The 14,397-nt window shown below is 68.4% G+C and carries 15 protein-coding genes; 11 read left to right on the forward strand and 4 right to left on the reverse strand.

The genetic code is table 11. From position 1 onward, the window contains the following. Positions 1-650: TSUP family transporter (locus RT513_RS05075; protein ID WP_290688364.1), on the reverse strand; the 650-nt coding region annotated here is incomplete at its 3' end. A gap of 704 nt (positions 651-1,354) precedes the next feature. Between RT513_RS05075 and RT513_RS05080 the strand changes: the two genes are divergently transcribed. Then, complete coding sequence (locus tag RT513_RS05080; RefSeq protein WP_290688366.1) at positions 1,355-2,299, forward strand: arginase family protein; 945 nt, start codon at positions 1,355-1,357, stop codon at positions 2,297-2,299. Here RT513_RS05080 and RT513_RS05085 read toward each other — a convergent pair whose 3' ends face one another. From RT513_RS05085 to RT513_RS05095, 3 genes are read right to left on the reverse strand one after another with little or no spacing between them, the layout of a single operon-like run. Continuing rightward, entirely contained in the window at positions 2,300-2,935 is a 636-nt protein-coding gene (locus RT513_RS05085) for a response regulator transcription factor (protein ID WP_290688368.1), read from the reverse strand. Then, positions 2,932-4,290, reverse strand: coding sequence for a histidine kinase (locus RT513_RS05090; protein WP_290688370.1), 1,359 nt, complete (start codon positions 4,288-4,290; stop codon positions 2,932-2,934). Before RT513_RS05090 ends, RT513_RS05085 begins: the two co-directional genes overlap by 4 nt. Before the next feature lie 8 nt (positions 4,291-4,298). Then, positions 4,299-4,784 carry a hypothetical protein gene (locus RT513_RS05095; RefSeq protein ID WP_290688372.1) on the reverse strand — a complete coding sequence of 162 codons (486 nt, stop codon included), beginning with the start codon at positions 4,782-4,784 and terminating at the stop codon, positions 4,299-4,301. A gap of 278 nt (positions 4,785-5,062) precedes the next feature. On the opposite strand from RT513_RS05095, the gene RT513_RS05100 reads away from it, so the two are divergent. From RT513_RS05100 to RT513_RS05145, 10 genes are all read left to right on the forward strand, one after another. Next, the gene (locus RT513_RS05100) at positions 5,063-6,973 is read left to right on the forward strand and encodes a methanol/ethanol family PQQ-dependent dehydrogenase (protein ID WP_088214148.1); all 1,911 of its coding nucleotides are present in this window, start codon (positions 5,063-5,065) and stop codon (positions 6,971-6,973) included. Positions 6,974-7,031: 58 nt separating this feature from the next. Beyond that, on the forward strand, positions 7,032-7,865 hold the full coding sequence (gene moxJ / locus RT513_RS05105) for a methanol oxidation system protein MoxJ (protein ID WP_290688375.1): 834 nt from the start codon (positions 7,032-7,034) through the stop codon (positions 7,863-7,865). Positions 7,866-7,885: 20 nt separating this feature from the next. Further along, a complete protein-coding gene (moxG, locus tag RT513_RS05110; protein WP_088214146.1) occupies positions 7,886-8,422 on the forward strand; it encodes a cytochrome c(L), periplasmic in 537 nt (178 codons plus the stop codon). Between the two features lie 76 nt (positions 8,423-8,498). Beyond that, positions 8,499-8,783, forward strand: coding sequence for a methanol dehydrogenase (locus RT513_RS05115; RefSeq protein ID WP_290688377.1), 285 nt, complete (start codon positions 8,499-8,501; stop codon positions 8,781-8,783). Positions 8,784-8,959: 176 nt separating this feature from the next. Then, complete coding sequence (locus tag RT513_RS05120; RefSeq protein ID WP_290688379.1) at positions 8,960-9,982, forward strand: MoxR family ATPase; 1,023 nt, start codon at positions 8,960-8,962, stop codon at positions 9,980-9,982. Further along, positions 9,979-10,884, forward strand: a complete 906-nt coding sequence (locus RT513_RS05125) for a hypothetical protein (RefSeq protein ID WP_313533692.1) — start codon at positions 9,979-9,981, stop codon at positions 10,882-10,884. The genes RT513_RS05120 and RT513_RS05125 overlap by 4 nt, the downstream gene beginning before the upstream one ends. Next, positions 10,881-11,756 (forward strand): nonribosomal peptide synthetase MxaA, encoded by an 876-nt coding sequence (locus tag RT513_RS05130; RefSeq protein ID WP_290687648.1) that lies wholly within the window; start codon positions 10,881-10,883, stop codon positions 11,754-11,756. Before RT513_RS05125 ends, RT513_RS05130 begins: the two co-directional genes overlap by 4 nt. A gap of 76 nt (positions 11,757-11,832) precedes the next feature. Continuing rightward, positions 11,833-12,855: a vWA domain-containing protein gene (locus RT513_RS05135; RefSeq protein WP_290687650.1), complete on the forward strand. Its 1,023-nt coding sequence runs from the start codon at positions 11,833-11,835 to the stop codon at positions 12,853-12,855. Further along, positions 12,852-13,421: a hypothetical protein gene (locus RT513_RS05140; RefSeq protein WP_290687652.1), complete on the forward strand. Its 570-nt coding sequence runs from the start codon at positions 12,852-12,854 to the stop codon at positions 13,419-13,421. Before RT513_RS05135 ends, RT513_RS05140 begins: the two co-directional genes overlap by 4 nt. Beyond that, on the forward strand, positions 13,418-14,371 hold the full coding sequence (locus RT513_RS05145; protein WP_290687654.1) for a vWA domain-containing protein: 954 nt from the start codon (positions 13,418-13,420) through the stop codon (positions 14,369-14,371). Before RT513_RS05140 ends, RT513_RS05145 begins: the two co-directional genes overlap by 4 nt. Positions 14,372-14,397 lie beyond the last annotated feature (26 nt).

Here is a 14,397-nt window from a genome sequence, read left to right on the forward strand (position 1 = left end):
CGCGCGGCAAAGGTGCCGAGCGCCACCGCCGGGATCGCGCCCGCCGCGGCGGCGAGGGTCGGCAGCGCCACCCCGTCCGTCGCGACCACCAGCCCGAGCCGGAAGGTCTGGTTCAGCACGAATACGGCGACGAGGGTGGAGCGGATCGCCGTCTGCGCGATCGGTTGGCGATAGATGTGGTAGATGATCGGCGGCCCGGCGGTGGAGAACAGCCCGCCCATGATGCCGCCAGCCGCCCCAAAGGCGATGAAGCTGGCGGGCGGGGAGCGGTGCTCCTGCGGTCTAGGCCGGAAGCCGAGCTGGATGCTCGACCCGACGATGACCAGCCCGAGCAGCAGTTGCAGCAGCCAGAGCGCCGTTCCGGCGAGATAATGGAGCAGCGCATAGCCGATGATGAGTGTCGGCAGCGTCCCGGCGAGGAACAGGCGCAGGGCCGCCCCGTCCACCTCCCGCCAGCCGCGCCGGAGCACGATGACACCGTTCGTTACCACGAGGATCGACGTGACCACGGCCGCCTCCGGCAGTGGCATGAGACCAAGGAGACCCACGCCGCCCATCAGGATCAGCCCGAGGGCGAAGCCGGTCAGCGTCTGCACCCATGCGGCAAGGCAGGCGATGAACCAGAAGGCGAGCGTGGCGGTGGTAAGCATATCGGTCCCGCAGCGACGTCATGCCGCACACCCGTGAATGCGACAATTTCCTGCGGGATGAAACCCCGGGCGGTGAAATATTCGCCTGTCGCGTGGATTGCAGGACGGATTTCCCATGCCCGCGCATCGTGTCCGGGCAGAGGGTTCCGCGAGGGCGTCGTGTCGGCAGAACGGCATGGGAGGCCCGCAGTCGTCTTCCTGCTGGAGGGTGCTGGCCGAAAACCCGGTTCGGTCGCTCCGTCGTGGGGCACCGCGCGGTGCGGGTAGGCCCTGTGTTCGGGGCGGAAACGCCCGCTTTCGCCGGGTGTCGGGGCGACACATGGCGACGCGCCGTCCGGCGATCATCTTAGCGGCCTGGCGCTGCGTTGCGCTGGTTTCCAGCGATCCCACGCCGTCTGATCCCACCCTGTCTGATCAGGCCCTGTCTGATCCGGCGGCAATGGTCCGCAGGCCACGGACGGTGTCGGTAACAGCGTGTGTCGCCCCTGTCCCGGTGCGCCATGGCGGATCGGGTGCTTGGTGGTGGATTGTGTTCGGCGGGTCGCGGCGTTTGATGGGTCGCAGGGTCGCAGGGTCGCAGGGTCGCAGGGTCGCAGGGTCGCAGGGTCGCAGGCGGGGCGGACACGGCGCTGTCCCGTGGCCAAATCTCTTGCATGGCGCGCGCGTCTCGGCTTCGATGATTTCTCATCGGGAGAATGGGTTGCATGGCGAAACTGAAGGGAATGTTCGGCGAGGCGAGCGGGGAGACCCTGTTCGATCTTCCCCGTTGCGACGACTTGGAGCAGATGCCGGAAGCGGTGAGGGTGGTCGTTCTGGGAGCGGCCACGGCCACCCCCTATGCTTCCGTGGGCGCCTATTGCGCGGGGGCGCCCCGCGCGATCCGCGAGGCCTCGGCCGCCTATGGCACGACGCTGCCGCATGTGAACTTCGACCTCGGCGCGCCGACGCTGCCGGACGGGGTTCTGGCGGTGGATGCCGGTGACCTGCCGATAGCGGAGGAGGCCGCTGCCAACCGTGCCGGTATCCGCGCGGCGGTGGAGCGGGTTCGCAGGGCGGGGGCCGTGCCGCTTCTGATCGGCGGCGACGATTCGGTCCCGCTGCCGATGATCGCGGCCTTCGAGGGGCAGGGGCCGGTCTGGATCCTGCAGATCGACGCGCATATCGACTGGCGCGACAGCGTGGAGGGGGAGCGGTTCGGCCTGTCCTCCACCATGCGGCGGGCGTCCGAAATGGCGCATGTCGCGGGGATCGTTCAGGTGGGCCAGCGGGGTATCGGCTCCGCACGGGCGGCCGACATGGCGGCGGCGATCGCGGCGGGCGTGACATTCGTGCCCGCGCGGGAGGTGTGCGGCGGCGATGGTATCGCCCGCGCGGTGGCGGCGATCCCGGCGGGGGCGCGGGTCATTGTCTGCTTCGACTGCGACGGGCTTGATCCCGCGGTCATGCCGGCGGTGATCGCGCCCACGGCAGGGGGTCTTGGCTATTGGCAGGCGGTGGAGCTGATCGCGGGCGTGGCGGAGCGGGCGGAGATCGTGGCCTTCGACCTTGTGGAACTGATGCCGGAGCGGGATATCGACGGCCGGGGGGCGATTCTCGCGGCGCAGCTTCTGGCGACGGTCATGGGCATCGTCGCCCGGCAGGGCAGGTGATCAGCGCCGCTCGAAATGCTGGGCTGCCTTCACCACCAGATCCGGGAGCGAGCTGGCGCCCAGTTTCGATCTGAGCGCGTGACCCGCGTTGAGGACCGTCTTGTAGCTCAGGAAGGACTGCTCCGCGATCTCCCGGTAAGACCGGCCCGCGGCGATGACGGCGAGGATCTCCGTCTCTCTCCGGCTGAGGCTGGGGAGCGGCGGTGCGTCCGGGTCCGGCATGTCGAGGAAGGCCAGCCGCTGCGCCATGTCGGGCGCGAGATAGCGGCCGCCCCGCAGCACGCTCAGGAAGGCGGTCTGGATCTCCTCCGGCGCGGCGTCCTTGTTGACGAAGCCGTTTGCCCCGGCCTGCAACGCCTGCCGCACGATGACCGGCCCGCGGTGCATGGAGAAGACGAGGATCGGCAGGCGTCTATCATGTCGCCTAAGGCGAGAGATGAACTTCACCCCGGACAGGCGATCCTCGCCGAAGGAGATGTCGGCCACCAGCATCTCGGGCATCGCCTTGCGGCTTTCGCGCAGCGCGGCGAGCGGGGTGGCGGCGAACACGACCTCGCTGCCGGGCACGCAGCGGACGATGCGGTTCCAGCCCTCCGCCACCACGGGATGGTCGTCCACGACGAGAATGCGGGTCATGCTGCGGCCTCCTTGCAGTCGCGGCGGGGCAGGGTCAGGGCGGTGCGGGTCATGCAGCCGTCGCGAACGGGACGTTCGTAGGTGCCGCCGAGCGCCTCCGCCCGATCCTGTATCCCCGCCTGCCCATGGTTCGGGCCGCGGTCAGGCTCCGGGCCGCGGCCATCGTCGCGCATCTCCACCCGCAGACCGCCGGGCACCGTGGTCACGTTGAGGTCGATCCGCGCCGCGCCGCCATGGCGGACGGCATTCAGCGCGCTTTCCTGCACGAAGCGCAGGATCGCCAGCGTCTCGCTCTCGCCCACGGGTACGCGCGCGACGGGCGTCATATCGAGCCGCATGCGCACGCCCGGGGTGAGTTCGGAAAAGGCGGCCGTGCAGTCGTTCAGCACATCCGCGAGCGGGGTTCCCGCGTCCACCATCGGACGCAGCCGGTAGATGATCGAGCGCAGGATGAGCTGCACGCCCTCCACGTTCCGGCGGATCGCCGCCATCTCCGCCGCCATTTCCGCCGTCAGCCCATCCGGCGTCTGCGCCGCGCGTGCCAGCATATCCTCCGCCGTCGCCACCGACATGCGGAGGGAGAAGAGCAGCGGGCCGAGGCCGTCGTGCAGGTCGCTCGCAACGTCGCGCCGCTCGGATTCGGAAAGGGTCATGAGACGCTGCTGGAGGAGCCGGTTCTCTGCGCGCCGCCGCCCGAGATCGGAGCCGAGGGCGTGTATCCCCCTGCGCAGCGTTTCTATCTCCTGCAGCGGCTGCGGCGGCAGATCGCTGCTGAGGTCCCCCTGCCGGATCGCGTCCAGCGTCCTGTTGCAGGCCCTGAGCCGGCGCTGAACCAGATGGAGCACGAGGAATGTCGTCAGCACCGCAACGCCGCTCATCGCGAGGATCGCGGCGAGGATGGCGCGGAAATCCTGCCAGACTTCCGCCGCCTCATCCCGCATGTCGCTGCGCAGGATGAGCCTGCCGAGGATGTTGGGATAGTTGGTCACATAGGCGGTCGTTTCCTGCTCCGTCTGCCCGAGCAGCAGAAGGAACCAGCCGGGCGGCCCATCGCCATCGGTGGCCTGCGGCGCGCTGAGCAATCTGCCGTCGGGCGCGCGGACTTCGGCATGGACATGGCGGAGCATGTCGAACTGCCGCGACAGGTTGAGCGCCTCCTCCATCGCCTGCGGGCCGGTGAGCCTGCCGCGGAACTGATCCAGATAGGCCGTGGCGAGGTCATAGGCGGTGTCGATTTCATTGCGCGTGGCAATGCGCGCATTCACGATCAGGATCGCGGAGACGCTGAGGCTGAGCACGAGGCTCATGGCGAAGGCCAGAAGGACTCCCAGCCGCCGGAGCGGGACCGGCTTCATTCGCGGCCTCATTTCCCTTCCGCATAGGCCGCATGCAGGGCCTCCAGCGCGCCTCCATGGTCCATCCCCTGCCTGCGAAGCACCAGATAATGCTGCGCCACGGTGCCGAAGGAACGGGTCTGCGCCGGATCCCAGGCGAAGTCGCGCAGGAGTTGCCCCGCATCGGCATCCGTCACCTCGGCATCCATCTGTGCGATGCGGTTGGCGATCATGCGCGGCGACTCTTCGTAGTGGCGCGCCGCCTCCGCCAGAAGCCCGGCGTATTCACGGGCGTTTCCGGGCGGTTCGGCGCGCGCGGCAAGCCACCCGCCGGGGTCGCGATCATCGTCCATGGCGAGCCATTCGGCCCCCTTCGGCGCCATGCCGAGCGTCGCTGATACTAAAGTATTGTCGGCCTGCCCATGCCCCGAAAGCAGGGGCCAGAGCAGGGCGGCCCCTGCGGAAAACAGCATGAGCCCTGCAACGGGAAAAACAATCAAATATTTGTTTTTCATAGATCTTTCCTCCTCCGCCGGTCCGATCCATGTGGTCCCGCATTTTGGCAACCGGCGGCGTCCGTGGCAATCCCCCGTGACGTTTGCATCTGCAAGTCGGGATATTTATCCCGGTCGTTTGGTGAAGAAGTGCCGCTGACAGAACGCGCGCTGCCGCGCTTAATCGCCCTTGTCGGAGCGGCGCGGCGAGCGCGCCCCCGGTATCGGTGAATCGCCGGGAAGGAGGCTGGCCTGCGAGGCAGGACGGACCCGGCGCGCCGCCAGAGGGAGGCTTACATATGATACGCCATACAGGGCTCGCCGGAGCCCCATCGAGACTTGCGCTCATCGTCGCGACGGCGGCCATGGGATTTACCGCCGGGCCAGCGCTCTCCAACGACAAGCTGGTGGAGCTTGCCAAGGATCCGGCCAACTGGGTGATGACCGGGCGCGACTACAACGCTCAGAACTACTCCCCCATGACCGAGGTGAACAAGGAGACGGTCAAGCGGCTCCGCCCGGCATGGTCATTCTCCACCGGGGTGCTGAACGGTCACGAGGGAACGCCGCTCGTGGTCGGGGATGTGATGTATGTCCATGCGCCCTTCCCGAACACGACCTTCGCGCTCGACCTGAACGAGCCGGGGCATATCCTGTGGCAGAACAAGCCCAAGCAGAACCCGACGGCCCGCGCGGTGGCCTGTTGCGACGTGGTGAACCGGGGGCTGGCCTACTGGCCGGGCGACAGCGAGGTCGAACCCCTGATCCTGCGCACGCAGCTTGACGGCCATATCGTCGCGCTGGACGCAAAGACCGGCGAGACCCGCTGGTCGATGGAGAACTCCGACATCAAGGTCGGCTCCACGCTCACCATCGCGCCCTATGTCGTCAAGGATCTGGTGCTCGTCGGTTCCTCCGGGGCGGAACTCGGGGTGCGGGGCTATGTCACCGCCTATGACGTGAAGACCGGCGAGCAGAAATGGCGCGCCTTCTCCACCGGCCCGGATGAGGATGTGCGGCTCGCGGCGGATTTCAACGACGCCAACCCGCATTACGGGCAGAAGGGTCTCGGTCTTTCGACCTGGGAGGGCGATGCCTGGAAGATCGGCGGCGGGACGAACTGGGGCTGGTATGCCTATGATCCGACCGTGGACCTGTTCTACTACGGCTCCGGCAACCCGGCCCCGTGGAACGAGACGATGCGCCCGGGCGACAACAAGTGGACCATGACGATCTGGGGCCGCAAGCCCGAGGACGGCATGGCCAAGTTCGGCTACCAGAAGACGCCGCATGACGAATGGGACTATGCGGGCGTCAACGTGATGATGCTCTCCGACCAGAAGGACAAGGACGGCAAGGAGCGCAAGCTTCTCACCCACCCCGACCGGAACGGCATCGTCTATACGCTCGACCGCACGAACGGCGATCTCGTCTCCGCCGACAAGATCGACGACACGGTGAACTGGACGACCGGGGTGCAGCTCGACACCGGCCTGCCTGTCCGCGACCCGGAATTCGGCACGCGGATGGACCACAAGGCCACGGACATCTGCCCCTCCGCCATGGGCTATCACAACCAGGGCCATGACAGCTACGACCCGGAACGCCGGCTGTTCTTCATGGGCATCAACCACATCTGCATGGACTGGGAGCCGTTCATGCTGCCCTACCGCGCGGGCCAGTTCTTCGTCGGCGCGACGCTTTCCATGTATCCGGGCCCGAAGGGCGACCGGGAGAACGCGCTCGGTCTGGGCCAGATGAAGGCCTACGACGCGATCACGGGCGCCTTCAAATGGGAGGTGATGGAGCGCTTCGCGGTCTGGGGCGGCACGATGGCGACGGCGGGCGGCGTGACCTTCTACGGCACGCTCGACGGCTTCATCAAGGCGCGGGACAGCGATACGGGCGATCTGCTGTGGAAGTACAAGCTGCCTTCCGGCGTGATCGGCCATCCGATGACCTATCAGCATGACGGTCGCCAGTATGTCGCCATCTACTACGGCGTCGGCGGCTGGCCGGGTGTGGGTCTGGTCTTCGACCTTGCCGACCCGACGGCCGGTCTCGGCTCCGTGGGCGCGTTCCGGCGGTTGCAGGAGTTCACCCAGCAGGGCGGCGGCGTGATGGTGTTCTCCATCGACGGCCAGAGCCCGTATTCCGACGATGTGCATCTGGGCGAATACGAAGTCATCCAGCCCGGCCAGAAGCTCTGACAGGCGACATCTCCGCGTCCGGCTTCTCCGGGCGCGGGCATCCCGAAAGGAGTGTCACATGAAAACCAGATCCGTGATCGCCGGTCTTGCCATCACCCTCGCCACCAGCGGAATGGGCGCGGCGGAGACGGCAAAAGAGCCGCTTCGCGTCTGCGCCTCCACCAAGGACGCCCCGTTTTCCCAGCAGGACGGCAGCGGCTTCGAGAACCGCCTCGCCCAGGTCATGGCCGATGCCATCGACCGGCCACTCGAACTGGTATGGGTCAACAAGGAGGCGATCTATCTTGTCCGTGACGGGGTGGATACCGGCCAGTGCGACGTGATGATGGGTGTCGATACCGGCGATCCCCGCCTTCTGACGACCCAGCCCTACTACCGGTCGGGCTATGTCTTCGTCACGCGGCAGGACACGCCGCTGGAGAGCGATCACTGGGAAGCCCTGGGCGACCAGAAGCTCGACACCATCGCCTACCGGCTGCACGGCCCGGCGGAGGTGCTGGTGAAATACGCTGGCAAGTATGAGAACAACCTCATCTATGTCACCAGCCTGACGAATTTCGAGGACAAGCGGAACAAGTACACCAACGTGGAAGCCGCACGCGTCGTCTCTGAAGTCGCCAAGGGCGACGCGGATGTCGGCGTGGCCTTCGGACCGGAGATCGCGCGCTACGTGAAGTCGTCGCGCACGCCGCTGAAAGTCACGGTGATCTCCAACCATCTGACGCGGTCGAACGGTGTCGAAGTGCCGCTCCAGTTCAACCAGTCGATGGGGGTCGTCAAGTCGAAGCCCGAACTGCGCGATGCCCTGGACAAGGCCATCGTGGAGAAACGCGCTGAGATCGAGGCCATCCTCACGGAGGAGGGCATCCCCCTTCTTCCGCCCAGCAGCTGATACCATCGGAGCCATAGCCCATGCCAAAACCGCTCACCCACGCCCTCTGGCTCGCCGCGGCGCTCGCCGCGCTGGGGACAGCCGCCTCCGCGATAGGGAGCATGACCTTCTACAATACCGTTGAAGGCACGCCCCTGAGCCTGAGCGATGCACCGGAGGAGGGGCGCGATACCGAAGCCGTCAAGACCTTCCTCGACACGGGCGTCAACATCTACAACGAAAACCCGGAGGCGCTGAAGGAAGGCGAGACGCTGTATCTTGGCATGTGCTCGGGCTGCCATGGTCACTACGGGGAAGGCAAGATCGGCCCCGGCCTGAACGACGACTACTGGACCTATGACGTCAACCGCGAGGATACGGGTCTTTTCTCCACGATCTTCGGCGGTGCGCGCGGACAGATGGGGCCGATGTACGGCGCCCTCAATCTCGACGAGATGCTGCATACGATGGCCTGGGTCCGGCACCTCTATACCGGGCCTGCCGACACAGCGGGCTGGCTCACCGAGGAACAGCGGGCCAGCTTCAAGCCGTTCACGCACGAAAAGACCAGCAACTGACCTGTCACCGCGGCCTTGCCGGCCGCGGAGGCGCATGCCGGGCGGGGAGGCCCGGACATCCCAAGGGGAGGAACCCATGAAGATCATTCTCACAGCCGCCGCCTTTGCCATGATCGCCGCAGGTGCGGCCCATGCCTACGACGGCACCAACTGCCGCGCTCCCGGCAACTGCTGGGAACCCAAGCCCGGTTATCCCGAAAAGATCGAGGGAACCGAGTTCGACCCGCTGCACGACCCCAAGGAGGTGTCGAAACAGGGCGAGTCGCTTCAGGCCATGGACGAGCGCAATGCCAAGCGCGTCGCTCATTTCAAGAAAACCGGTGAGTTCATCTACGACGTCAGCAAAATCCCCGCGGAATAGCACCGCGGGGGGCGCTCGCATGGCGCATGCGGGCGGCCCGGAGTTCCCGGCTTCGGCCGGGGCGTAACCGGCAGGCAGGCTGACAGCGCCTGCCGGTCTCCCCGCGTCCCGTGGCCCTCGTGCCGCGGGACGCTCCCGTCTCTGCCGGACGGCGGGCGGGGCAGCGAGGTGAGGCGATGACAGACGGACTTGACCAATGGCGGGAGCGCGCGCTGGCCGCGGAGGCCGCGCTGAACGAAACGATCATCGGGCAGGCGGGGGCGGTCCGTCTTGTCCTGATTTCCATCCTCGCGCGCGGCCATGTGCTGCTGGAAGGCGATGTGGGGGTGGGCAAGACGACGCTGCTCCGCGCCTTTGCCCGGGCGCTTGGCGGGCCTTTCGCGCGGATGGAGGGGGCGATCGACCTGATGCCCGCCGATCTGCTCTATTCCCCATGGATCGGTGAGGACGGGCGCCCGCGTGTCGATGCCGGTCCGGTCCTGTCGCAGGGGGCCGACCTGGCGGTGTTCTTCTTCAACGAGATCAACCGCGCGCGGCCGCAGGTGCATTCCCTGCTGCTGCGGCTGATGGCCGAACGGAGCGTGACCGCCTTTCGCGGAGAGCATGCCTTTCCGCATCTGACTGTCTTCGCCGATCGCAACCAGATCGAGCGGGACGAGACGTTCGAGCTGCCCGCCGCCGCGCGGGATCGCTTCCTGATGGAGGTCTCCATGAGCGCCCCCGCCACGCGGGAGGCACGGATGGCGCTGGCCTTCGACACGCGGTTCCATGACGTGGATCGTCTGGTCGCCGGCGTGGAGGAGGGCATCCTGCCCTTCCGCGAGGTGACGGCGCTGGCGCCCCGGATACAGGAGGGGATTGCGGTTTCCCCCCTGCTGCAGGACTTCGTGATGACACTGTGGGAGGGGTTCCGTGACCCCGCCGCGCTGGGGGTCAGCCTGCCCGGTGTCCAGCGGGGCCGGATCGTGCGCGGCGGGGCCAGTCCGCGCGGCATCTCCGCCCTTGTCCGGGCCGCGCGGGTGGAGGCCTGGCTTCAGGGCCGCACGATGGTGCTGCCCGATGATGTGCGCACCGTTCTGGCGCCGGTCATGGCGCACCGTGTGTTCCTCGAACCGGTTTACGAGGCGCGGCGGGATGAGGTGATGCCGGAGCTTGTCGCCGGTGTTCTGGCGCGCGCCCCGGCCCCGGTCGCCGCATGACCGCCTCCCCGCGCATGGAGGAGGAGCGGGCTTTCCTGGAGCTTTGCGAGGCGCTGGCCTGGCGGTTCTCCCGGCGGATTTCAGGTGCGCGGCCCGGCCAGCACCGGGGTCGGCATGCGGGGTCGGAGGGCACGTTCAACGACCTCTCCCCCCTGTTCCGCCACCCCGATCCGCGCCGCATAGATATCCGGCGGACGGTGGCCGATCCCTTCGGGGAAACGTGGGTGCGCCGCTTCGCCATGCCGAGCACGGTGACGCTGCACCTGATGGTCGATCTCTCCGCCTCCATCGCCGCGACGGGGGCGACCGACCGGCACCGGCTCGCGGCGCTGCTGGCGGGTGCCTTTGCCGGAGCGGTGCGGCTTTCGGGCGATGCCTGCGCGCTTGCGATCGCGCAGGGCGATGCGGCGGAGGTCGTGCTTGCGCCCGGGCGCGACAGCGGGCGCGCGCTCGCGGTGCGGGAGGCGGTGGAGACGGCCCGGCCTGCGGGGCGGGGGGTGGAGGGTCTTGTCAGGCTCGCCCCTCTGACGCCGGTCGCGCGGACGCTGGTCGTGCTCATGTCGGATTTCGAGATCACCGGAGAGGAGGCAGAGCGGCTTCTCGCCGCCTTCGGGAGCCATGCGTTGCTGCCGCTCTGGCTGCGTGACAGCGCGCTGGAGGCGGAGGAGCGGCAGCATCCCGGCCGCGTGCCCCGCCTGCTGCGTCTCACCGACCCCGAGACGGGACGGGCCCGCACGTCGGTCGTGACGCCTGCGCGCTGGGACAGATGGCGTCAGCAGCGGGAGCGGCAGCGCGCGGAGGTCGCCGCCGCCTTTCACCGCCACGCGCGGGATCCCGTGGAGATCCGCGACAGGATCGCGCCCGCCGACCTTGCCGCCGAACTTGCGCGGAGGGTGCTGTGAGGCGGCTCGCACCTCTGTGGTTCCTCTGGGTGGCGGGGCTTCCCGGCCTTGCTGCCGCGGCGGTGGATTACACTGTGGAGCCGCCGCGGGGTTACGGCTGGTGGCTGGGTGACAGGCTGGTGCATCGTGCCCTTCTGGTGCCGCCCGAAGGGTTCGGGATCGACCGGGCGAGCCTGCCCGCGCCGCGCGCCGCCGCCTATTGGCTCGACCTTGTCGATGTGGCGGTGGAGGAGCTGACGGTGAATGGCCATGCCGCCTGGCGCGTCACGACGGAATGGCAGAATTTCTATGCAGCGCTTGAGCCGTCGCGGCAGCAGGTTCCGGGCTATCGCCTGCGGTTTCTTGCCCGCGACGGAAGCGAGCGCGTGGAGGAGGCCGAGATCCCGGGCTGGGATTTCGTCACCTCGCCGATCCGGCCGATCCTCGCCCCGTCCGCCATCGCCTCCATGCAGCCGGACGTGGGGGTTCGGCCGCTGGCGACGCTGCCGCTCCTCCGCGGCGCGGCGGGGTTCGGCCTGTTCGCGCTTCTGGCGCTGAGCGGCATGGCTTGGCAGCAGGGGTGGTGGCCCTTCCACCGACGGGCGGAGCGGCCCCTGACGCGTGCGCTGCGGCAGGTGCGGCGCGCGGGAGACGCGCGGACGCAGGCTCTCGCGCTGCATCGCGGGCTGAATGGCGCGAATGGCGGGCCGCTTCTGGCGAGCGATCTGGACGGGTTCCTGACGCGGCATCCCGAGTTTGAAAGCCTGCGCGCGGAGTTGCGGGGCTTCTTCGACGCCTCCGCCCGGATGTTCTACGGCGACGGCTCGGGAGAGGGGGAGGAAGCCCTGCCGCTGGCACGGCATCTCGCGCGGCGAGAGGGGGGCCGGGCCTGATGGGGTGCGTCCGCTTCAGCCGTGTCATTCAGCGCGCCTTCCCCGTGCCGCGCGCTGTGCGGGGAAGGGGCGGGTCATGATCGGCTTCGTCTCTCGGCTCTGGCTGCTGTTGCTGCCGCTGGCGGCGGTGCCGCTTGTGCTGCCGCTGCTGGTGGCGCGGGCGCAACCCGCGCTTGGCGGCGGGCCGCCGGGAGGTGCGTGGCTGGAGCCGCTGCTCCGGCTGCTGGGTGCGCTTGCGGTTGCGGGTCTGGTGGTCGGGCTTGCCGGCCCCTATGCTGGCGGTGGAACCCGCGCGCGGATCGGCACGGGAGCGCATCTGGTCCTGCTGATCGACCGGTCGATGAGCATGAACGACAGTTTCGCGGGCCGCAGACCCGATGGTTCGAACGAGGCAAAGGCCGCCGCGGCCAAGCGGCTTCTGGCCGAATTCGCGGCCTCCCGACCGCATGACCGGATCGCCGTCGCCGCCTTTTCCACCGCCCCGATGCTGATCCTGCCCATGACCGACAGCCGCGACGCCGTGGCCGCCGCCATCGCCGCCATCGACGAACCCGGTCTTTCCAAGACGGATGTCGGGCGCGGGCTGGCGCTGGCGTTTTCGCTCTTTGACGACACGGCGGAGAATGCCTCCCGCGCGGTCATCATGGTATCCGACGGGGCCGGGATCATCCCCCGCGAGGTGCAGGATTTGCTTACCGCTGAGGCGGTGCGGCAGGGGGCGCGGCTTTACTGGCTCTATCTCCGCACCGCCAACAGCCGCGGCCTGTTCGACAAGCCTGCGCCGGGAGAGCCGGACACCGCACAGGCCCGCCCCGAACGCCACCTGAACCTGTTTCTGGAGCGGCTCGGCATTCCCTATCGCGCCTTCGAGGCGGAGAACCCCGAGGCGGTGGCGCGGGCGATTGCCGAAATCGACCGGCTGGAGGCGCGCCCGCTGCTTTATCGCGAACCGGTGCCGCGCCGCGATCTGACCCGTTTCGCATGGGCGGCGGCCTTTGCCGCGACAGCCCTTCTGACGCTGGCGCGTCTGCTGGAGAGGGCGGAGCGGCCACGGCCCGTCGGCCCCTACATTCTGGAACCGGGGGAGGAGCAGAGATGAGGCGGCCTGCCATGCTGCGGCGGGTGCCGTTTCTGCTTCTTTCGCTTCTGGTGCTGCTGGCCTTTGCCGGGGCCGCGGTCTGTGCCTATCGCGGCTGGGAGGCGTCGCGGGTCAATGCCGCGCTGACGGCCTTGTCCGAGGGGCGGGACGTGCCTGTTTCCCCCGGCGATCCCTTGCGGCTGATCGAGGCGCGGGCCTCATGGCTTCTCGCACGCGACCGGCTGGAGGAGGCAGAGGCGCTCGGCCCCTTGATCGCGGCGGGCGGCGATCTGCGGGCGGAGGCGGCGTGGCATTACAACCGCGGCAATGCGCGGCTCAGGCAGGCGTTCGAGCTCATCGAGATCCGCAAGCTCGACGACGCCACGCCCCAGGTCAATCTGGCCAAGATCGCCTATCGGTCGGCGCTCCGGGCGGATCCCGGCTTCTACGATGCGAAGGTCAATCTGGACCTTGCCATGCGCCTCGTCCGCGATCTGCCGCGGGAGGAGCAGGACGGGGAGGAGCCCGATGTGCCGCCAAAGGCGCTCTGGACCGACCTGCCGAGGATTCCGGGCGGGCTGCCGTGACCATCCGGGAGACCATTCGGCGCGACAGGCGCGTGACCGTGGGCCTGCTGGCGCTGGCCCTGCTTCTGACAGGCGTGGCGCTGGCCGGTCCAAGGGTGGCGCGGCAGGTCGCCCTGCGGGATCTGCTGCTGACGGTGGACATCACCCGCAGCATGAACGCCCGGGACATGGACGGGCAGAGCAGGCTGGACGCGGTGAAGCGAATTCTGCCGGAGGTGCTTGCCCGGCTGCCCTGCGGCTCCCGCGCGGGGCTTGCGGTGTTCACCGAGCGGCGGACGCTCACCTTCATGGAGCCGGTGGAGATCTGCGCCAACTACGGTGCCCTGACCGGGTCCATACATGCGCTGGACTGGCGGATGGCGTGGGAGGGCGACAGCATGATCGCTCGCGGTCTGATGCATGCGCGCGACCGCGCCGAGGCGCTTGGCGCGGATCTCGTGTTCGTCACCGACGGGCAGGAAGCGCCACCGCTGCCCTATGCGGGGCCTCCGCCCTTCCGGGCAGAACCGGGGCGGGTCGGCGGAGTGATCGTCGGGGCGGGAAAGACGACGCCCGTTCCCATACCGCGCTTTGACCGCGACGGGCGGGAGATCGGGTTCTACCGCCCGGAAGACGTTCAGCAGGCGCCCGCGCGCATCGGGGAGCCGCCTCCCGATGCGGCGGAACGCCCCGGCTATCACCCGCGGAACAATCCCTATGGCGAGGCCGATCTCACGGGAGAGGAGCATCTTTCCGGCCTGCGGGCAGACCATCTCCGGGAGCGGGCGAAGATCATGGGCCTGGGCTATGCGGCGCTTACCGATGGTCCGCAGCGGCTGACGGAGGAAATTCTGGCATCGACCCACGCAAGGCAGGAGGTGCGCCCGGTATCGGTTGCCGTGGTTCCCGCGGCTCTGGCGGTGGTCTGTCTGATCGCGTCCTATCTGACCGGACTGGTCGGGCGGCGATGACGACAGCGGGGGGCCGGAATGCAGGG

The sequence above is a fragment of the Haematobacter sp. genome, from assembly GCF_032102465.1.
Classification (GTDB): Bacteria; Pseudomonadota; Alphaproteobacteria; order Rhodobacterales; family Rhodobacteraceae; genus Haematobacter.